Here is a 19433-nt window from a genome sequence, read left to right on the forward strand (position 1 = left end):
AAAGTTTAGAAATCATCAATTTACAAAATGAATAAGCCGATTAATTTTATCCGTTTTTTTTAGGTCGGTTTTATCATTTTATCGAACGGGAGTTAAATGGCTAAGAATTTCCCTCTGTTTTTTATCCGCAATCAGATGGTTGTAGTTGCTCCAAAACGACTCATCATATTCGTAATTTTTGGATAACAAGTCTTTGGTTTTTGGGATTGTGGCAGATTCTTGAAGTGGTTCAAATTGCTCTTTCAGGCCGGTAACTAAAAAATTGGATGAATAATCATACACTACTTTAGCATTTTTACTCTCTACAGTCCATATACCATTATTTATAATTGCGCTAAGAATTTGTTTATTTTTGTAATCTTTAAATTTAATCACAATATCATTTTTTCTCCTATAGTTTTTGTAGCGAACGATTTGGTCATCAATTTTTCCCCAACCTTTATTGCGAACTTTATTAGCTCCTCGTTCTGACAGCTTTGCATGAATCTCTATAAAAGATAAATCTTCTGAATCGAGGTAAAGTTTACCTTTATACTCACTACCTTTTGTGTCGTTATAAAAACGAATTACGTAAACCCACTTATCGGAATAACTTTCTAATCCCATATATTCAAATTCTTGTTCAAGGAATTTGAATTTTAAAGGTCTGTACAGTATAAAATGGGGGTTGGTAGAACTTTTTGTATTTTCAAATTCATCTATGCTTTTTCTGGCCTGATTAACCGATATTTTAATGTCATCATTTAAAAAGAGTGATCCAAAATGTTGAATGCTTAAATCCGCTTCAAAAAATCTTCCCCACTTGTCATTTTGTGCTCCATATTCACGATAAAATGCACTTAATTGAAGGCTATCTTGCCAATGATTACTGTCAAATAATTTTAGGGCTTTCGTTACTGAATCTTTTGCATTGAACATACTATAAGGGGTTACCCTTATCTCCTTTAACACCATCCCCCTATTGCTTAACCTAAAAGTATCAAGCTCCAATGTTTGGCAAATGGCGTTCATGAATGTTCCCTCACCAACATGGGAAATTAGTAGTGTATCTGATTCTGAATCAAGATTGATTTTGAAATAGCCATCGAGATTGGTGATTGTGCCCCTTTCCTCATTTGATTTCAAGCGAACTGTGGCATAGGGCACTGCTTCATTATTCTCTGAAATCACAACACCTTGAACAGTAACTTGACTATTTGCATATTTAGGTAATGATAATGCGATCAAAATGATAACAGCAATTTTTACTATCGACAACATAAATTATTTAAATTTCATAATTAAAAGTGACTTACTAGTTTTTGCAAAAATTGCGAGGCGCAATATAATTGATCCAATTCCCCTGAACAATTAGGGGAAAAGAAATGCATTAAAAAGCCTAAATAAATTGATGATACCAATCGAAAAAATATTGATTATCTTCGCAGCATGTGCGGCATAACAGGAGTATTTGCATTTAATGAAATTGGTAGGTTTAACCTTCCCAATATTTCATTGGCTACGGAAACATTAGAACACCGTGGACCTGATTTCCAAAAAGTTTTTGTGGGTGATTTTGTGGCTTTGGGTCATAGAAGATTATCCATTATTGACTTAAATCCACAGGCAAATCAACCGATGTCCGCAGAGGATGGTCGCTATCAATTAGTATTTAATGGCGAAATTTATAATTACAAACTTCTGCGCCAAGAACTTGAAAGCAAAGGAGTTCAATTTAAAACAGAATCTGATACTGAAGTTTTATTGCAATTATTGATTCATGAGGGAAAAGATGCTCTAAATAAACTTAATGGTTTTTTTGCTTTTTCCTTCTATGATCAACAAAAGGAAGAAATGCTGGTAGCTCGAGATAGGTACGGAATCAAACCACTTTATTATTTGGAAGATGAAGACCGTTTTATTTTTGCCAGTGAATTAAAAGCTATTCTCAAATTTGGGATTGAAAAAACCATAGACACCAATTCTCTCTATACTTATCTACAATTAAATTATTTGCCAGCTCCTATGAGCATGGTGAAAGGCGTAAAGAAATTAATGCCGGGTCAATATGCAGTTGTTAAAAAGAAATCAGTTGAAATCAATTCCTATTATGAATTGAAAAATACTTTTGAAAAGGATTTTCAAGGCAATTATGAAGACGCCCAAGTTCAACTGAAAGCCTTAATGGAAAAAGCTGTTGAGCGAAGATTAGTTGCAGATGTTCCTTTAGGCACATTTTTAAGCGGTGGGGTCGATTCTTCCATCATATCAGCAATTGCCTCTAAAAAAGTAGATGGATTGCATACATTCTCCATTGGCTATAAAGGAAATTCATATTTTGATGAAACCGAATATGCTAATGCTGTGGCAAAGCATATTGGCTCTAAACATCAAGTGTTTTCTTTAAGCTTAGATGATTTGTATGGCTATTTGCCCAAAATGCTTAAAAGTTTTTCCGAGCCTTTTGCCGATAGTTCTGCTTTGCCTGTTTATGCTTTAAGCCAACTGACCAAAGAAAATGTTACGGTTGCTTTATCAGGAGATGGGGCAGATGAACTCTTTGCAGGATATAATAAACATGCTGCTTTATACAGACTCTGGCACCCCGGAGTTAAAGAAAAAATGGTTAACGCATTACGTCCACTATGGAATATATTACCCAAGTCCAGAAATAATCCATTTGGAAATATAAGTAGACAATTAAAGAAATTTGCTGATGCCTCTCAACTCGATATTCAATCACAATATTGGTTGTTGGCAAGCTTGCAAAATGCACGAAAAAGTACAGATTTATTATCGAATGCCGTTTTAGAAGACATTGATTTTGAGGGGTTCGATTTATGGAAAGAGCAATTGCTTTCAACTCTCAACACTAAATCTATCAATCAATCTTTACAATTAGATCAAGAATTGGTTCTTCAAGGAGATATGCTACAAAAGGTAGATTTAATGAGCATGCAACATGCGCTAGAAGTTCGGGTTCCATTTCTAGACCATGAATTAGTAGCTTTTGCCAACAGCCTGCCAGAAGAATTCAAAGTGAATGGCAAAAGGAAGAAAATGATTCTTCAGGATACTTTCAGAGATATTATGCCTGAAAAAATTTATAATCGACCAAAACATGGTTTTGAAGTTCCTCTATTAGATTGGCTCAGAAAAGACTTAAAATTAGATATTGAAAACAAATGGCTGGACAAAGAGCGAATTGAGAAGCAAGAGGTTTTTGATTGGGAAGGCGTTCAAGCACTAAAAAAGAAGCTGTTTTCCAGTAATCCTGAAGATAGTCACGCCCATATTTGGGCACTGATTGTTTTTCAAGGGTGGTGGGAAGGGTATATGGATTAAGTACAATCTTACTTTTGCTACTATATAACTAAATGTATGCAGGCGTCTCAGATGCTTAAAATGTCTCGCAAAGCCGCAAAGTTTTCGTTAAGGAGGGTTCTCTTGAATAATGAAAAGTATGTCTAAATTAGGCTAATGTAAAAATCTGTCCATTATTTCTAAAACCTCAGATTTCACTTTAAATCACCAATTTTGAGATTTCAAAAAAATGGACAGATTTACATTCGGAATTAAATTTTGTGCTTTTATACCTTTTCTTTTTGCTTGAACAAAAAGAAACAAAAATTCAAGACAAAACAATGCTTCAACGCTTCGCCCAACGCTGGCCCGCTGTTTTGTCCTCCCGCCCGCTCCCTCTGAGCATATTTCATTTGGCTTGAAAGCTTTGTAGTATTTATCAAGAGTGCCTAAGGAAAAATAGTCCTAAATCATAGATGTCAACTATCATTTTTTTTTTGCGTTGCGCGGTCGTTGCGCCTTTGCGTCTTGGAGAGAGTTACCTTTTCGGTCTTTCCGAAATAAAAGTCTAAGTCTAATTTAAGAATTGAATTACTGAATCAATTTCTTATTTTCCTCTAAACCGTGTTCAAACTGCAAAGTAATATGCCCAATGGAGAAATTGGTATGCAATAATTCTTCAATCTTTTTCTGAATTTCATGCGTATGGCTCACATTTAAATCTTCCTTTAAATCTACATGCGCTTCCAAATGAATAGTATATTCGTCCAATTGCCATACGTGGATATGATGGATGTTTTTTACTTCTTTTAATTGTTCAACTTCCTTAACCAATAATGGGATGTTGATTCCTTCTGGTACAAATTGTAATAAGATTTTTGTAGAGCTCCACAACAATTGCCATGAAGTAGCAATTAAATAAACCCCAATTAAAATAGATAAAACACCATCTACCCAAGTGACGCCATAATATTTCATCGCTAAACCTCCACCTAAAACTGCTACAGAAAATAAAGTATCGGAAAGCAAATGCAAGAAAGCAGATTTCATATTCATGCTATTCTTTGCGTCTTTTGCTAAAAACACAACACTTAATCCATTGGCAATTATAGCAATCCCCGCTAACCAAATCACTAAGTCATTATTTATTTCAAGCGTTTGGGTTATTTGTAAGCGTTGAACACTTTCCACAATTATATAAATTGCTACGGCAATAATAAAAGCAGAATTAACGAAAGCTGCTAAAACCTCTGCTCTTTTATAACCAAATGATTTGCTGTAAGTAGCTTCTTTCTTTGCTAAAACAATTGCTACTAAGCTTATTGTAAGCGCAGCTACATCACTGAAATTGTGCATGGCATCGGAAATCAATGCCATGGAATTTCCCACAATTCCACCGATTATCTGAGAAACTGTAATGATAACATTGAGCAATATTACCCACTTAAGCCTGCTTTCTTTTTTCATGTGTATATGTTTATCGTCTATGATCACATGGAATTCAAAAAATTTTATTCATCCTCGGTTGGTATGTTGAGGATTCTAAAATTTATGCTCATTTCATGTGTATATGATAGATTTTAGTTGCCATCCCGATAAATCGAGACAGGTAATGGAATTCATAAGAAATATTCCTGCCTGCATGTTGGCAGGCACCAGTCAATTTATAAAAATTTGCCCTCGAATATTTATGCTTATTTCATATAAATCAAAAATAGGTAATCGCCATTTGAAGTGCTAACCTCAAATTGAATTTTCCAAAACTATGAAACGAAAAAGCCACTTAAAATTTCATCAAGTGGCTTTCTAATTATGTATTAACTGTAAATTATTTGTCCAACTCTAATTGTAAAGATTGTGGTGTTGTTTCTAACTCTCCAATCTCAATTTTTGAATCTCCTTTTACAGTTATTGTGGCTTTAATAAAATCCTCTTCCTCGGCTTTATAGATATTATCCACGTATTTTTGAGGATTTCTATCAATATAAGGGAACCAAGTACTGTGTATTTGCACCATCACTTTATGTCCTTTTTTGAAAGTGTGAAGAATATCTTGCAGTGCTATTTCTACTTCATCTTCCTCATTGGGAACAAATGGTTTAGGGTCAGCAAAACTGTCTCTAAATCTTCCTCTGAAAACTTCCGCTCTTACCAATTGCTGATAATTTCCCATCACAATATTTTCGGGATTATGCTCATAGCTTTCATGCGCACCAGGATATACATCAATGATTTTTACTATGAAATCAGCATCAGTAGAAGAAATGGCAACTTTCAATTTAGCGGCAATTTCCCCTGCTAAGGTTAAATCATCTTCCAATTCATCCGATTCCCAAACCAAAACATCTGGTCTTCGAGCAGCATGTTGCTGGTCATCCGTCATATATGCACGAGGCGTAAATGATAAAGGCTCCGTAAAGGAAGTATAAGGAACTGGTTTGGCTGGATCTGAAACATAACTGAACTCGTCTTCATTGCTGCCTTCATCATTAATTAAGAGTTTTCCGTTTTGAGCAAATCCTAAAGAAGTTTTTGGGATTTGTGGTGGCCAAACATCGAATTTTTGCCATTCTTTCAAACCAGTATCAAACATATAAGCTTCTGGTAAATTAGGTTTTCCTTTTCCATCTCTCAAAAAATGATTGAAAAAAGTTCTTTCTATTTCTTTCTGGTAGAAAGTAGAAATACTATCACCAAAATAAATATGATTTACAGCTTGAAAGCCTTTTTCCCTAGCCCAATCACCATGGCTCCATGGACCAAAAACGATGGTGTTATAAGCATCAGGACTAGTTTTTTCAATAGTCTTGTAAATATTTAAAGGGCCATATAGATCCTCTGCATCGTACCATCCACCAACAGTCATCACAGCATGGTCAATATCATCCAAGTGTGGAATAATACTTCTTTTCTGCCAGAACTCATCATAATTTGGATGCTCTACCGTTTGTTCCCAGAACTCATTATCAAAGTGTAACTTTTCGGTAATGTTTTTTAATGGCCCCATGTCAAGATGGTAATCATAGCCATCTATGGCATTAGCAGTTCTCATTCTAGCAAAAGCTTCACTATACCAAGATTCTGTTGTTGGCTCTTCTGTTTGGTAACCAAAAACAGGATAGGCTGCTGTATAACTTTGCAAATAAGCTCCATTGTGATGGAAATCGTCAAAGAAAAAATCTCCAATTGGTGCTTGAGGTGAACTTGCCTTTAAGGCTGGATGAGCATCTGGTAATGCTGCAGCTGTATAAAAACCTGGGTAGCTAATGCCCCACTGCCCCACTTTTCCATTTGTTTTTCCTTTCAAATGTTTCAATAACCATTCTATTGTATCATAAGTATCAGAACTTTCATCAGCTTCTTTTTTGTGCTTATTTCCGGGAATATTAGGAGTCATGTTGGTGAATTTACCTTCCGACATCCATCTTCCTCTCACATCCTGATAAACAAAAATAAATTTATCTTCCATTAAATATTGAGATGGTCCTAAAGAACGCTTATACTGATCAGGACCATAGGGTGCAATACTGTAACATGTTCTCTGCATCATGATCGGATGCTTCCCTTTTTCTTTAGGTGTGTATATGGCAGTATAAAGACGAGTGCCATCTCTCATAGGAATGTAAACTTCCTCTTTGTTATAATTCTCCTTTACATAACTGTTTTCTTCTTCTTGAGCCAAAGCAGAAGGACTTAAAAACAGGCAAAAGCCGATAAATAATAAAATATGTTTCTTCATTTTGAATAAAATTTATTTTAAATGATAAGTTAGCAAATAAGTCTTTTAGATGGATGGGTTGAGGTTAAATTTTGATGGGTGGTTATTACTTAAATTACCATCCATAAATTTCCTTAAACTGTTTTCCCCTTCAACCGTTTGCCAATAAGTTGTAGCAGATATAAATTTAGATGAATCATATTTTAGCAGTTCAAAACCTAAGTAAAACCTATAAATCAGGAGAGAAATCATTAACAGTACTTTCGGATATTAATTTCGAAATAGAACCGGGCAGCAGTTGTGCCATTATTGGGCCATCTGGTAGCGGTAAAACTACTTTACTTGGATTATGTGCTGGATTGGATGAAGCCGGAACAGGCTCAGTTACCCTAGATGATAAGCAATTAGAAAAATTATCTGAAGACGAAAGAGCTGCTGTTCGAAATGCTTCAGTAGGATTTATTTTTCAAAGCTTTAATTTATTACCCACTCTTACTGCTTTGGAAAATGTGATGGTGCCATTGGAATTATTGGGCAAGAAGAACGTTAAACCAATTGCTGTTGATTTGCTTCAAAAAGTAGGCTTGGGGGACAGAATGCATCATTATGCTTCTCAACTTTCAGGAGGTGAGCAACAAAGAGTTTCCATTGCAAGGGCTTTTGCCAACCAACCTAAAATATTATTTGCTGATGAGCCAACTGGAAACTTGGATCAGGAAACTGGAGAAACCATTGAAGCTCTTATCTTTAATCTGAATAAAGAATTAGGTACTACTTTGGTTTTAGTAACTCACGATCCTGATTTAGCAAAGAGAACTGACCGAATCCTCCAGCTCAAAGGAGGAAAACTTATCAAAGATACTTTAACTACAGAAGAAGCTTAAAACCATTCTCATGCAAAAACTAAATTGGTTATTGAAAATGGCTTGGCGCGATAGCCGCAGAAATCGTTCTCGTCTATTTCTTTTTATGAGCAGTATAGTGTTAGGAATAGCTGCACTAGTTGCCATTAATTCTTTTGGAGATAACCTTACTCAACAAATCAACTCAGAAGCCAAAGAGCTTTTAGGCGCTGATGTGGAACTGGAAAGTAGAAGTCCATTTACTGATTCTCTTTATCAATTTCTGCAAAATGAAAACTTAGAACTTTCTGAGGAAAGAGCTTTTGCCAGTATGGTTTATTTCCCGAAAAATGGTGGGACTAGACTAATCAATGTGAGAGCTGTAGAAGCTAATTACCCTTTTTATGGTAAAATAGAAACTACTCCTTTTGAATCTGCGGAAAACTACAATACAAGTGAAAAAGCATTGGTAGACCAGTCTTTAATGCTGCAGTTTAATGTGAGTCCTAATGATTCGGTTCGAATAGGGAATCAAGTATTTTCCATTGCAGGAGAAATCAATAAAACGCCAGGGCAATCGGCAATCACCACAACCGTAGCTCCTCCTGTTTTTATTCCGTTCTCAAAGCTGGAAGAAACAGGCTTGATGCAAAAAGGAAGCCGAATCAACTATAAACTATATGTGAAATTCCCTGATGGAGTTGATGATCAAAAATATTTTAATGAGGTTTTAAAACCCCGGTTAGAAAAAGAGGAAATCCGATTTGATGATGTGGAAGAAAGAAAAGAAGAATTGGGAGATGCTTATTCCGATTTAACCGGATTTCTGAATCTAACTGCATTTATAGCACTACTCTTGGGTTGTATAGGTGTGGCAAGTTCCGTACAAGTTTATGTGAAGGAGAAAGTGAAATCAGTAGCTATCTTGCGTTGCTTGGGAGCTTCTTCTTTACAGGGAATGTGGATTTTCTTAATCCAAATTGCAATCATTGGCTTGATAGGTTCAATTATTGGTTCTTTGCTCGGAAGCAGCATTCAGTATTTTCTTCCTCAACTTTTTGCTGATTTCTTGCCATTTGAAATAGAATTAAGCTTTAGCTATAGCTCGTTTTTCCAAGGTATTTTAATTGGATTATTAGCTTCTGTGCTTTTTGCCTTAGTTCCGCTTTTGCAAATCCGTAAGGTTTCTCCTTTAAATGTATTGAGAAGTTTAGGCTGGGGAAAAACTTCCAAAGCCAGCCGATTTGTATATGTTCTAGTGGTTTTATTCGTTTTTGGTTTTTCTTATATTCAGCTGGATTCACTTAAGGAAGCTGCTGTATTTACTACTTCATTGTTGGTTGCTGCTTTAATTTTGATGGGAGTTAGTAAATTAATTATTTGGGCAGTAAGAAAATATTTTCCAGAAAAAGCCCCTTTTACAACACGTCAAGGTTTAGCAAATTTATACAGACCGAATAATCAAACCTTAATTTTGGTAGTCACCATTGGATTAGGCACAGCCCTTATTACCACATTAATGTTGAGTCAGGATTTGCTTTTAGATAAAGTCAAATTAAGCAGCAGTGAGAATCAACCCAATATGGTGCTCTTTGATATTCAAAGCGACCAAGTGGATGAGGTGATCGATATAACCAAAAATGACAGTTTACCTGTTATTCAGGAAGTGCCAATAGTTACTATGAAATTGCACAGTATAAAAGGAGAATCTGTCGAGGCTATCCGTGAAGACACTACGGCTGGAGTGAGAAATTGGGTGCTTAGAAGAGAATACAGAGTGACTTATCGCGATAGTTTAATAGCTTCCGAAACGCTTCTAGAAGGAGAATGGAAGGGTAAAGTTCAAAATTCAAATGACTCTATCTTCATTTCCTTGGATGATGGATTGGCAGAAGATATGAAAGTTGGATTGGGAGACCCACTTACATTTAATGTTCAGGGTGCTTTGATCCAATGCTATGTTGGAAGCATCAGAGAAATCGATTGGCAACGTGTGCAAACCAATTTCTTGGTAGTTTTCCCTGAAGGAGTACTGGAAGAAGCTCCAAAATTCCATGTGTTACTTACTCGCTATGAAAAAGTGGAAAAATCAGCTCAATACCAACAAAAAGTAGTGAGTAAATTTCCTAATATTTCCATCATCGATTTAGATTTGATATTGAAAACCGTGGATGAAGTATTAGGCAAAATTTCCTTTGTGATTCAGTTTATGGCTTTCTTTAGTATTATAACAGGTGTAATTGTACTAATTGGTGCTGTTAATATCAGCAAATTCCAGCGAATGCAAGAAGCCGTTTTACTAAGAACTATAGGTGCAAGCCGAAAGCAAATTGTTCGCATAAACTTTATGGAATATTTCTTTTTAGGAAGCATTTCAAGTTTAACAGGCATCATTATAGCTATTTTATCCGCTTGGGGACTTGCTTATTTTAGCTTTGATACTGTATTTGTTCCAAATCTATTGGCGGTCTTGATTACCTATATTGCTATTACAGGGCTAACCGTTTTCATTGGATTGACGAATAGTAGATCGGTGGTGAATAAACCGCCTTTGGAAATTTTGAGAAAAGAAGTTTAATTGAGTTTACTTATTTCGTCAGAGTATAAAATAAGTCTAAACTTTCTTCAGCCTTTTCATTCACAAAATAATCTGCAACGGAGATTGATTTTACCAATGAATTATCAGCTTGATCCAGTTTGTTACGGTTAAGTCTGTTTAAAAACTCGTAAGGAATTCTTAGTAGTGGGGCTGGTAATCTGTATTGAAGATTTAAAATATCAAAACGGGTGATTTTCTTAACTGACTCTCGGTTTTTATCGTGATAATCCATCACCTTATCATTTCCTGCAATTCCATTGGCTTCTACTTTTGAGAAAATGGATTTACATAACTCCTCTAACTCAGGAGCAAAATATTCCCTAACATGCCAAGGATTTCGTGTCAAAGTCATTTTCTTATTTGGAGTAGAAATGATTGCTTTTCCACCTGGCTTTAATACTCTATGAATTTCCTTTAAGAAGGTCTTATCATCCTTGATATGCTCTATCACTTGAAAAGAAACCACGGTATCAAAAGAATTATCAGCTATATCCTTCAAAGGCGGAATATGCATAGAAATAAATTTTGCTTGAGGATATTCCTTTTGTAATTCCTCAGTCAAACTTTTATATTTATCTATGCCCGTATAATGATCTGCAGCATTCACTAAAATCTCTAAACCTCTTCCTGTTCCACAACCAATCTCCAATAATTCACCTTCAATTTGTGGTTGTGCATAAACATATGCTGCCAATAATCTTTGATGTATAGGATTGTCTGATGCAATAGAATCAGAAGTGATTTCTGTGGTTGAGACTTTGGACATAATATTTAGCTTAGCCGACTTTTAAAGCCTTTTTAATACTTTCAAAAAATGATGGTTGTGGTTTTTCCTCTTGATGCTCTGGGAAAATGGTATCGTGAAATTTAATGTCTTCCTGTTCTTTTTTGGTATAAAAAGTAGCAGAAAACATTTTTCTTTCCGCTTTATCGGGACATTCCAAAGGCTTAGTATAGCCATAATAAGAAGTATCTTTCACTTCAAAAATAACCGCTCTATTAAACCTGCAAGAAACCGCTTTTTTACATTTGGAAACACAACCGTTCCACATTTCTAAAGCTCCGTTCCACTCTGGCTTCCATCTTGGCGTAAGATAAAGCTGTAAATTTAATCTACGCTGAACATCTTTCTCAGGATGAATATTGAAATCCACATGAACATCCTCAAAAGAACCTTTTTTTCCTTTTTGAATGCCTACTCCAAAGCCATCGTTAGTAATAAAGGCATTTTTAATGCCCGTTACTTTCTCAATAAACTCCAGAAACTGTGGTTTTGCTATCTCCTCTTTCAGCAGGTTAAACAAACGAGGATATTCCTCAAACTTATCACCCTCCAGTTTATTCTCATGCCTGTCCTTTTTAGGCTTATTGAAAAGCTCATCCTCAGGAAAGAAATTATGAAGTTTCTCTGCAGTTTCTGTTGACAAAAAGTCATCCAGAATGATGTGGTGAAAAGGTTTGGAAGATTCGAACTCTTCCTTGTACTGATCGATTTGTTCTTGACTAAAATGCTTATTTTGAATAAGTTCCATAAAGGAATTTAAAATTTCGTGGCGCAAATATACACTTCAAATGTAGTTTGCTCACATAAAATTTAAAATATTTAAATTTAATTTTCTATTACTTTCTCAATATTTCGATAAACACCCCAAAACGGTAGTGTAATCAAATGCATAAACCCTTTTTTTTTCTAAAAAGTGCCAAAATTATAAGTAATATTATAAAATTTCAACGAAATGATGTAGGAAAAAGCATTGGCGTTCGCACTTTGTACCTCTTATACTTCTCTCCAAAGCGGGCTATCAATCTCTTTTCCTCATAATGTATCCCAATAAACAGGTAAATCAGAATACAAATTGCGTGTACTAAATGTGTGTAAGTAGGATTAAAAATGACAAAACCCACTAAGCCTAAAATTAAAGCCGTGTAAAGTGGGTGTCTCATTCTGGCATAAATACCTTTGGTTATTAATTTGGGTTCATCCTCTTCTTTTATTCCTATAAATTGAGAAAAGCTAATAGGTTTAAAAGCCAATTTTGCCAATAAAAATCCGAAGGTAGCAATAATCAACCCCACGGATTTAGTAGCCTGTCCCTTAGGAAGGAAATATTGCGGAGGAATCAAGCTTCCTAAGAAAAATATAAATAGTACTGCAAGAATAGAAATAATGTTATAAAGCCTTCGGTAATTAACGGGTTTTAAACTTATTTTCTCCTTTATCAAATTAGAGGCAAGAACAGAATGAAGAATACCAAATAGCATCCAAGCAAAAATGATAGGCAGATATGCAATTATATCAGACATAAAAAATCTATTTTTATAAAGGTAGAAATAAATTCTACGGATAATATTATAACACAAAATAACATCAGAACGTGATCTCGGAAATTAAATTTGCTTAATTAAAGAGAGAATAAAATTATCCTTGATATCATGTTTGCAATCATTAGGGAATACCAGAAAAATGAAGAAGAATTTTATAAATTAGTCTCATGGATGGCAATAAAACTCTAGGCAAAGAAGAAATGGAAGATTTAATCAAGACCTTAAAAAATCGCTTTGATGAAAACCTCCACAGGCACAAAAAACTTGAATGGAATAATATTCAGGAAAAGTTAGTAGCTAATCCTGATAAGTTATGGTCATTAAATGAAATGGAAAAATCAGGAGGAGAGCCTGATGTTATTGATTTTGATGAAAAAACAAATGAGTATATCTTTTGTGATTGCTCCCCTGAAAGCCCAAAAGGCAGAAGAAGCGTTTGCTATGACCGTGAAGCATTAGAAGCAAGGAAAAAATATCCGCCTAAAACCAGTGCATTGGATATGGCTTCTGAAATGGGAATTGAGCTTTTAGATGAAACTCAATATCGTCATTTGCAAAGCCTTGAAAGCTTCGACCAGAAAACTTCAAGCTGGCTGAAAACACCAGCTGATATCCGAAAACTCGGAGGTGCAATCTTTGGAGATTTCCGATTCGGAAGAGTCTTTATTTATCATAATGGCGCTGATTCTTATTATGGTGCTAGAGGTTTCCGAGCTTTGCTCAAGATATAATTCGAACATTTTAATGGGGAGTTCATCTGAAGAGTAGATAATAGGCTTCTAATGAAAATTGATTTTTCATTAGAATTTTGCAACTGAAAAAACTCAAAAAATAGACCCTTGGCTAAAAAGTCGGTTTCTTACTCAGCATCTAGCTTACTTGTCAACCTAAAAACCTCAACACTTAAAAACTTACTCACTTACACACCTATTCACTTCTTCTTTAACCTCACATATACCAATTTCAAATTATTTTTATTGCCAAATCGCTCTTCTATTTCAAAGTTTTTAAGGGATTTGATAAGCGGTGTTAATTTTGCAAACCCATAATTTCTAGAGTCAAAATTAGGTTGTTTCTTTTGGAGCAGGTTTCCCACATCACCTAAGAATGCCCAGCCATCATCATCTGCCACATCGGTAATTGTGCTTGCAATTAATTTGATTTCCTTTTGTGTAACTTTATCTACAGCAGGTTTTGATTTTGATTTTTTATCCTCTGTTTCTTCTACTTGATTATTCAGGATTTCTATGTAAATAAACTTATCGCATGCTACTATAAATGGGTTAGGAGTTTTCTTTTCTCCAATTCCATAAACTTTCATTCCTGCTTCACGCAGTCGTGTAGCTAAACGAGTGAAATCACTGTCGCTGGAAACCAAACAGAAACCGTGCACTTTTTGTGAATATAGAATATCCATGGCATCTATGATCATGGCAGAATCAGTGGCATTTTTACCTGTGGTATAACCATATTGCTGAATGGGTGTTATTGCATTTTCCAACAACAAATTTTTCCACTTGCTTAAGTTTGGCTTTGTCCAATCGCCATAAATTCTTTTGATGGTAGGATTACCATATTTAGCAATTTCCTCCATCATCTCTTTTACATTGGCTGAAGGAATATTATCTCCATCGATTAATACTGCTAAATTTATTTCCATATTATAAATTTTAGATGCTATTATCTAGTACTGCTAAATTGGAATTTAGTTGGTGAAGGAGCAACTTTTCTACATCTAGAATAGGTAATAAAATTATTTGTACCCATCATAATAGAAGACTTCAAAGTCTCCATATTCTTCCTTGGTCTTGTTTTCAAGCCCTGATGTTGTGATCCATGTATCTCCAAATACAGACTCATATTCAATGAAAATTATCTTTGAGCCTCTCCCAAAGTAACTATCAAAAAAGTTAGAAATTTTAGCTAAACCAGAGCTACCGCCTCCAGCTGAAAAAAGCTCCCATTCTTCTCCTGGACTTAATACAAGCCCGTCAAATATAGAACCAGAATTATAGCTATAGACTGTGTCGCTATTTTGTTCCTCATAAAGGTTGTACAGATTATAATGAAAGAAAGTTGAATCGCCTTCTTTAATATATAAGCCTTTAATAAAGGCAGGTCCAAGACCTTTATTTTGGATTTTTATCGAATACCAGTTCTCACCACCTCCATTAAATAATTGAATATATGGGAGAACGGATGCCTTTTGCTGTTTTACAGTTAGTTCATACTGTTTATTTAATATGTGGCTTTGGTATAGCAACACCACTAAAGTAAAAAGTGCAATCGACATGGCCGATAAACTCACAATTTTATCCGCACTCCAAAATTTCTTCTTTGTTGGCTGAGGTTTATATCTTTTCTTATAATAAGGCTTTTTGGCGGGCCTATTTTCAGGTTTACCTGGACTGTTTTGCTTATTTGGCTTTTCTTCCATCTTTTTAAGGTTGGTCTATTTATTTAAATTTAAGTTTAAGGATACATCTGATTTGTTAAAAATGCAACTAAAACTTTTACTGTAATTAAAATTATTTCTTTTGTTAAGTTATTGTTTAATCCAATTCATTAAAAAAGTGGTTTCATACTTTGCTAATTATTCCATCAAATAACCACACTAATTTTGTGTTCACATTGAATTGTTGATAATGCAAGTTCCAATTAGTTTAAGATAAATGAGTTTTATAGACTCCTATTAAAGGAGTAAGAAAGCCAATCAAACTTCTTTTGCTTTTATTCTCCATATCAATTACCTTAAATTTTATGGAAATAAATGTGGAATTTAAGGAGTTTTATAAAACTGAGCTAAAATACAAACTTGAGAAAATTGAAAAAGAACGTTTGGTTTTTGAAAATAAAATGAAAAAAGACCGAAAGAAAGGTGTCATTATCGCTTTGGGTATTGCTCTTTTAGTTTCAATAGGTGTGCAAGCCATGCAAGAGGAAGGTAGCTTTACTGATTTTTTAAAAGCCTTTGCCATTTTTGCACCAGTTTTTTCACTTTTTGGGTGGGGTTTTGGAAGTCATTTTGCAATGAAAAAAATGTTGAAACTTAAAAAGCCATTTAAAGAAAAAATAGTGGCTCCTATCATTGATCATTTCAATTCTAATTTGAAATATCAGCCAGAAAAATCAATCACCAAAGAAGAAATAAAAGACAGCGAATTGTTTCAGGAGAATATAGAGTATTATAATGGAGATGATTTATTTGAGGGTTCAAACTCATTTTCAGATTATCGCTTTTCTGAAATGAGGTTAGGGGTTAAAGTTAAGAAGCCGGACAAGGATGGGCATATGCGTGACATCAGTCATGCAATTTTTAAAGGCGTATTTTTAGTTGCTGATTTTCAAAAAATTATAATAGATTCTTTAATTATTAGACCGAATCCTTCTTTTAAAGAAGAAAATGACAAAAAGCGATTTATCCAAAAAGGTTCAAAATTCCAGAAAGAATTTGCTAAGAACAAATACACTCATTGGTACATTGAGGATGTAAAAACTTCCCAAACTTTAAGAAAAGTGGAAACTGGTGACGGCTATTTTGATGAACAATTTCTAATCTATAGCAGTGATGAAGAAAAAGCAAAAACTTTACTTGAGGGAGGTTTAATGGATTTCTTTTTAAAAATTACAGATTGGGAAAAGGAGCAAACCTACAACGATAAAATTGAAGGTCATTTACAAGGAAATTATCAATTTCCTACCATCTATTTTTCAATTATTGGTAATAAAGCCTATTTCGGAAAGCCTTTTGATAGAAACTTTTTTAGTCCAGATTTACTGAAAAGTATAGTAGATGAAGAAAGAACTGCAAAATTTTATCAAGAGATTAAAGAATTAAATTTACTGATGGAGCAGATGACCCAAATTATCCCAAAAGCTACCTCTAATAATTAAAATTATTCTGCTTTACGTCAGACTTTTTTTCCTTAAACAAACCCCACAACCCTAAAGCAGGCCCAATTGCCAGAATGATGTATAAAAAGACAGGACTAATTTCTAATCGGAGGATATTTAAAAGCTGAATACTGACGATGGTAATGGCAAAGCCAATGGAATTCACTATGGTCAAAGCAGTTCCTTTTGTTTCGGCAGGTGCATGAGTAGCGACTAAAGTTGAAAATAGCGGTGAATCAGCTATCACAACCATCCCCCAAAAAATCAGGAATAAAATAAATGTCCCTGCTGGAGTATAAAGGATTATTAAAGGAGATATTAAGCAACATAAGCCAGATAGCAAAAGGAAAGTGCTAGCGGTTTTTTTTGCACCATATTTCTCTGAAATATATCCACCGGCTATGCAGGATAAACTTCCAATTCCGATTATGATGAAGGATAAGAGCGGAATATTAAATTCTGTAATAGTATGAAGTTCTTGATAAGCTATTAAAATAATGGGGACGAATGCCCAAAAAGCATATAATTCCCACATATGACCGAAATAGCCAAAAGCGGATGCCCTAAATTCCTTTTTCTTAAAAACTTGAAAGAAAGCTGAAAAATCAGGTCTTTGGCTTCTTTTCTGAAAGGGGCCATCTGGAACTAAGATTAAGAGTAAAATTCCACCCAATCCAGCTAAAGCAGAAGTGATGTAAATGACCAATTGCCATTCAATATTTTGGGTAATTTGCTTTAAAAGATGTGGAAAGGCGGTTCCTAAAACCAAAGCACCTACCAAAAATCCTAAAGATTTGCCCAAACCTTTTTCATAATAATCGGAGGCTATTTTCATGCCTACAGGATAGATTCCTGCCAAAAAAAAACCAGTTACAAAACGGAAACTAATCAAGCTCCATAAAGTATTTCCTCCCCAAACTGCACCCAAATTAGAAACTGCCCCAATCAATGCACAGAAGAAAAAGACTTTAGAAGGAGAAAACCTATCCGCTATGGAAAGAACTGCAAAAACCAAGGTACCGATGATAAAACCAAACTGAACAGCCGAAGTCAGACTACCTAAGGCAGTCGGAGCCAAATTAAAATCTAATAATAAATTTGGCATCACCGCATTGCCTGCAAACCAAAGAGAGGTGCAGCAAAATTGAGAGAAAACAATGATGGGAAGAATTCGAATAGGTGGGTTCATGAAGTTCTAATCTCAATTTGAACCTTAAAGATATTATTTGCTATCAAATATAACCCCATAATCTTTTCAAAGTTTTTGCTTTAGAAACTTTACTTTGCGTGGTCTTCGCGCCTTTGCGACTTTGCGTGAGTCACCTCAAACCTTAGGCTTTTTCAAAACCCCTCCACCATTTTCTCACTTTCTTCCCAAAGTTTATTTCTTGAGGCTTTGCTATTGGCAATAGGCGAGGCTTTCTTTACTTTCTGATCTTTAAAATATTCCCCATTTTTATCTGCTGGCAGATCATTTGTCGCCAAATAAATGGAAGTGGAAGCGCCTTCTCGGGCAGATTTCATAAAGGGTTTTCCAAGTTTCCACATCAACTTAAAGAAGCCTGGCAATGAATCTCCAAAACCTGAATCGATTACTCCTGGGTGGAGTGCGTAAGAGGTCAACCCCTTATCTGCTAATGATTTTGTGAATAGGATATTGTATAATTTTGCGTTTCCATATCCCATTATGGTGGAATACTTTTTCTTTAAATTCATATCAGACCAATTGGGGTTTCCAGCTCTGTGAGCTTCTGAACTCACATTAATTACTTTAGTATTGCTTTTTTCCAGTAAAGACATCGCTATTTTAGTAAGTAAAAAATGTCCCAAATGGTTAACTGCTAAATGTAATTCAAAGCCATCTTTGCTTTCCAATCGCTCATTAAATGTGCCTCCAGCGTTATTGATTAATACGTCCAGTTTATCGGTTTTCTGCAAGAGTTCTTCACCTGCTTTTCTGACGGATTTAAGGTCTGCCAAATCGCATTTTATGATGCTTATATTTTCTTTTTTATCCCAATCAGCAATTACTTCTTGGGCCTTTTCCGTGTTGCGGACTAAGAATATTAAGTGGTGTCCTTTTTTTAATAATTCTTCAGAAGTAGCCAACCCAATTCCTGATGTGGCTCCTGTTATAGCGATGGTTTTTGTATTGCTCATATCAATACCCAACTTATTTTGAGGGAAATAGTTGAGTAAATTTTTATCCTTTGCAGTCTCTATTCAACTTTTTCAAAATAATTATCTGACCCATCAAAAGGAGAGGCATTAAAAAACATATAATTTTCAGAAAAATAAATAGTTCCAAATGTGTTTGAAATAGGTTCATTTGTTTCTAGGTAGAAAGCATCTTCATATCGCTCATCAAACTCCCAATATTGTATTTGTTCGAGATTGTTATCAGTAAAAACCTGAACACTATCGCCTTTAAATTCCAATATAAAGTGGTCATCATCTACAGCCACCCAGCCACTATTTGGAGACATTGGGCAACAATAGGTATAAATTAATTTCCATTTTCCTTGAAGATGAACTTTTGCGGTTTCTTTTGTCCAGTTCGCAGCTTCGTGATTTTCATAGAATTCTATATTATCAAATGGAGGCTTTTCGTCTCCTTCCTTGCAAGCAAAAAGGATAATAGCTGTAAGAAAAATAAGGGTGATTTTTTTCATGGTACTTATTATTGGTTCAATACTCAATTAAGACACAGGAATTTAACAAAAGGTTGATTCCTTTTATTAAAAAAAACGGATAAACTATTGTAGAACCTTGC

The 19433-nt window shown here is 34.8% G+C and carries 16 protein-coding genes; 5 read left to right on the top strand and 11 right to left on the bottom strand.

Going from position 1 to position 19433, the window contains the following annotated elements:
• Nucleotides 1-78: 78 nt before the first annotated feature.
• Complete coding sequence (locus QYS49_RS02945; RefSeq protein WP_308350144.1) at nucleotides 79-1260, bottom strand: carboxypeptidase-like regulatory domain-containing protein; 1182 nt, start codon at nucleotides 1258-1260, stop codon at nucleotides 79-81.
• A 168-nt stretch (nucleotides 1261-1428) separates the two neighbouring features.
• On the opposite strand from QYS49_RS02945, the gene asnB reads away from it, so the two are divergent.
• Nucleotides 1429-3324 carry an asparagine synthase (glutamine-hydrolyzing) gene (asnB, locus tag QYS49_RS02950; protein WP_308350145.1) on the top strand — a complete coding sequence of 632 codons (1896 nt, stop codon included), beginning with the start codon at nucleotides 1429-1431 and terminating at the stop codon, nucleotides 3322-3324.
• 549 nt (nucleotides 3325-3873) lie between these two features.
• Here asnB and QYS49_RS02955 read toward each other — a convergent pair.
• Together QYS49_RS02955 and QYS49_RS02960 are read right to left on the bottom strand one after the other, a co-directional pair.
• Nucleotides 3874-4749, bottom strand: coding sequence for a cation diffusion facilitator family transporter (locus QYS49_RS02955; protein WP_308350146.1), 876 nt, complete (start codon nucleotides 4747-4749; stop codon nucleotides 3874-3876).
• Between the two features lie 361 nt (nucleotides 4750-5110).
• Nucleotides 5111-7021, bottom strand: coding sequence for a CocE/NonD family hydrolase (locus QYS49_RS02960; protein ID WP_308350147.1), 1911 nt, complete (start codon nucleotides 7019-7021; stop codon nucleotides 5111-5113).
• A 170-nt stretch (nucleotides 7022-7191) separates the two neighbouring features.
• On the opposite strand from QYS49_RS02960, the gene QYS49_RS02965 reads away from it, so the two are divergent.
• Both QYS49_RS02965 and QYS49_RS02970 read left to right on the top strand, forming a co-directional pair.
• Nucleotides 7192-7884 (top strand): ABC transporter ATP-binding protein, encoded by a 693-nt coding sequence (locus QYS49_RS02965; protein ID WP_308350148.1) that lies wholly within the window; start codon nucleotides 7192-7194, stop codon nucleotides 7882-7884.
• A gap of 10 nt (nucleotides 7885-7894) precedes the next feature.
• A complete protein-coding gene (locus QYS49_RS02970) occupies nucleotides 7895-10420 on the top strand; it encodes an ABC transporter permease (RefSeq protein ID WP_308350149.1) in 2526 nt (841 codons plus the stop codon).
• Between the two features lie 10 nt (nucleotides 10421-10430).
• Here the strand turns inward: QYS49_RS02970 and QYS49_RS02975 are convergent, their stop codons facing one another.
• From QYS49_RS02975 to QYS49_RS02985, 3 genes are all read right to left on the bottom strand, one after another.
• The gene (locus QYS49_RS02975; RefSeq protein ID WP_308350150.1) at nucleotides 10431-11207 is read right to left on the bottom strand and encodes a class I SAM-dependent methyltransferase; all 777 of its coding nucleotides are present in this window, start codon (nucleotides 11205-11207) and stop codon (nucleotides 10431-10433) included.
• 10 nt (nucleotides 11208-11217) lie between these two features.
• Nucleotides 11218-11973, bottom strand: coding sequence for a 2OG-Fe(II) oxygenase (locus QYS49_RS02980; protein WP_308350151.1), 756 nt, complete (start codon nucleotides 11971-11973; stop codon nucleotides 11218-11220).
• A gap of 196 nt (nucleotides 11974-12169) precedes the next feature.
• Complete coding sequence (locus QYS49_RS02985; protein WP_308350152.1) at nucleotides 12170-12745, bottom strand: methyltransferase family protein; 576 nt, start codon at nucleotides 12743-12745, stop codon at nucleotides 12170-12172.
• Between the two features lie 188 nt (nucleotides 12746-12933).
• Here QYS49_RS02985 and QYS49_RS02990 point away from each other — a divergent pair, with 188 nt between their 5' ends.
• Nucleotides 12934-13497 (top strand): DUF4256 domain-containing protein, encoded by a 564-nt coding sequence (locus QYS49_RS02990; protein ID WP_308350153.1) that lies wholly within the window; start codon nucleotides 12934-12936, stop codon nucleotides 13495-13497.
• Between the two features lie 200 nt (nucleotides 13498-13697).
• Here QYS49_RS02990 and QYS49_RS02995 read toward each other — a convergent pair whose 3' ends face one another.
• Nucleotides 13698-14426, bottom strand: coding sequence for an NYN domain-containing protein (locus tag QYS49_RS02995; RefSeq protein ID WP_308350154.1), 729 nt, complete (start codon nucleotides 14424-14426; stop codon nucleotides 13698-13700).
• 93 nt (nucleotides 14427-14519) lie between these two features.
• On the bottom strand, nucleotides 14520-15203 hold the full coding sequence (locus QYS49_RS03000; RefSeq protein ID WP_308350155.1) for a hypothetical protein: 684 nt from the start codon (nucleotides 15201-15203) through the stop codon (nucleotides 14520-14522).
• 323 nt (nucleotides 15204-15526) lie between these two features.
• Here QYS49_RS03000 and QYS49_RS03005 point away from each other — a divergent pair, with 323 nt between their 5' ends.
• Nucleotides 15527-16660 carry a DUF3137 domain-containing protein gene (locus QYS49_RS03005; protein ID WP_308350156.1) on the top strand — a complete coding sequence of 378 codons (1134 nt, stop codon included), beginning with the start codon at nucleotides 15527-15529 and terminating at the stop codon, nucleotides 16658-16660.
• On the opposite strand, the gene QYS49_RS03010 is transcribed toward QYS49_RS03005, so the two are convergent.
• From QYS49_RS03010 to QYS49_RS03020, 3 genes are all read right to left on the bottom strand, one after another.
• Nucleotides 16650-17849: an MFS transporter gene (locus QYS49_RS03010; protein WP_308350157.1), complete on the bottom strand. Its 1200-nt coding sequence runs from the start codon at nucleotides 17847-17849 to the stop codon at nucleotides 16650-16652. The two genes, QYS49_RS03005 and QYS49_RS03010, sit on opposite strands and share 11 nt — an antisense overlap.
• 152 nt (nucleotides 17850-18001) lie before the next feature.
• Nucleotides 18002-18820 carry an SDR family oxidoreductase gene (locus QYS49_RS03015; protein WP_308350158.1) on the bottom strand — a complete coding sequence of 273 codons (819 nt, stop codon included), beginning with the start codon at nucleotides 18818-18820 and terminating at the stop codon, nucleotides 18002-18004.
• 59 nt (nucleotides 18821-18879) lie between these two features.
• The gene (locus QYS49_RS03020; protein WP_308350159.1) at nucleotides 18880-19332 is read right to left on the bottom strand and encodes a hypothetical protein; all 453 of its coding nucleotides are present in this window, start codon (nucleotides 19330-19332) and stop codon (nucleotides 18880-18882) included.
• Nucleotides 19333-19433: the final 101 nt, after the last annotated feature.

This window comes from Marivirga salinae, from assembly GCF_030503855.1.
GTDB classification, from domain to species: Bacteria; Bacteroidota; Bacteroidia; order Cytophagales; family Cyclobacteriaceae; genus Marivirga; species Marivirga salinarum.

Excerpts from the sequence above, each read along its gene's own strand:
- QYS49_RS02990 (WP_308350153.1), top strand. The coding sequence starts at position 12,934 with ATGGATGGCAATAAAACTCTAGGCAAAGAAGAAATGGAAGATTTAATC.
- QYS49_RS03015 (WP_308350158.1), bottom strand. The coding sequence starts at position 18,820 with ATGAGCAATACAAAAACCATCGCTATAACAGGAGCCACATCAGGAATT.
- asnB (WP_308350145.1), top strand. The coding sequence starts at position 1,429 with ATGTGCGGCATAACAGGAGTATTTGCATTTAATGAAATTGGTAGGTTT.
- QYS49_RS02975 (WP_308350150.1), bottom strand. The coding sequence starts at position 11,207 with ATGTCCAAAGTCTCAACCACAGAAATCACTTCTGATTCTATTGCATCA.
- QYS49_RS03005 (WP_308350156.1), top strand. The coding sequence starts at position 15,527 with ATGGAAATAAATGTGGAATTTAAGGAGTTTTATAAAACTGAGCTAAAA.
- QYS49_RS03010 (WP_308350157.1), bottom strand. The coding sequence starts at position 17,849 with ATGAACCCACCTATTCGAATTCTTCCCATCATTGTTTTCTCTCAATTT.
- QYS49_RS03020 (WP_308350159.1), bottom strand. The coding sequence starts at position 19,332 with ATGAAAAAAATCACCCTTATTTTTCTTACAGCTATTATCCTTTTTGCT.
- QYS49_RS02960 (WP_308350147.1), bottom strand. The coding sequence starts at position 7,021 with ATGAAGAAACATATTTTATTATTTATCGGCTTTTGCCTGTTTTTAAGT.
- QYS49_RS02985 (WP_308350152.1), bottom strand. The coding sequence starts at position 12,745 with ATGTCTGATATAATTGCATATCTGCCTATCATTTTTGCTTGGATGCTA.
- QYS49_RS02970 (WP_308350149.1), top strand. The coding sequence starts at position 7,895 with ATGCAAAAACTAAATTGGTTATTGAAAATGGCTTGGCGCGATAGCCGC.
- QYS49_RS02995 (WP_308350154.1), bottom strand. The coding sequence starts at position 14,426 with ATGGAAATAAATTTAGCAGTATTAATCGATGGAGATAATATTCCTTCA.
- QYS49_RS02945 (WP_308350144.1), bottom strand. The coding sequence starts at position 1,260 with ATGTTGTCGATAGTAAAAATTGCTGTTATCATTTTGATCGCATTATCA.
- QYS49_RS02980 (WP_308350151.1), bottom strand. The coding sequence starts at position 11,973 with ATGGAACTTATTCAAAATAAGCATTTTAGTCAAGAACAAATCGATCAG.
- QYS49_RS03000 (WP_308350155.1), bottom strand. The coding sequence starts at position 15,203 with ATGGAAGAAAAGCCAAATAAGCAAAACAGTCCAGGTAAACCTGAAAAT.
- QYS49_RS02965 (WP_308350148.1), top strand. The coding sequence starts at position 7,192 with ATGAATCATATTTTAGCAGTTCAAAACCTAAGTAAAACCTATAAATCA.
- QYS49_RS02955 (WP_308350146.1), bottom strand. The coding sequence starts at position 4,749 with ATGAAAAAAGAAAGCAGGCTTAAGTGGGTAATATTGCTCAATGTTATC.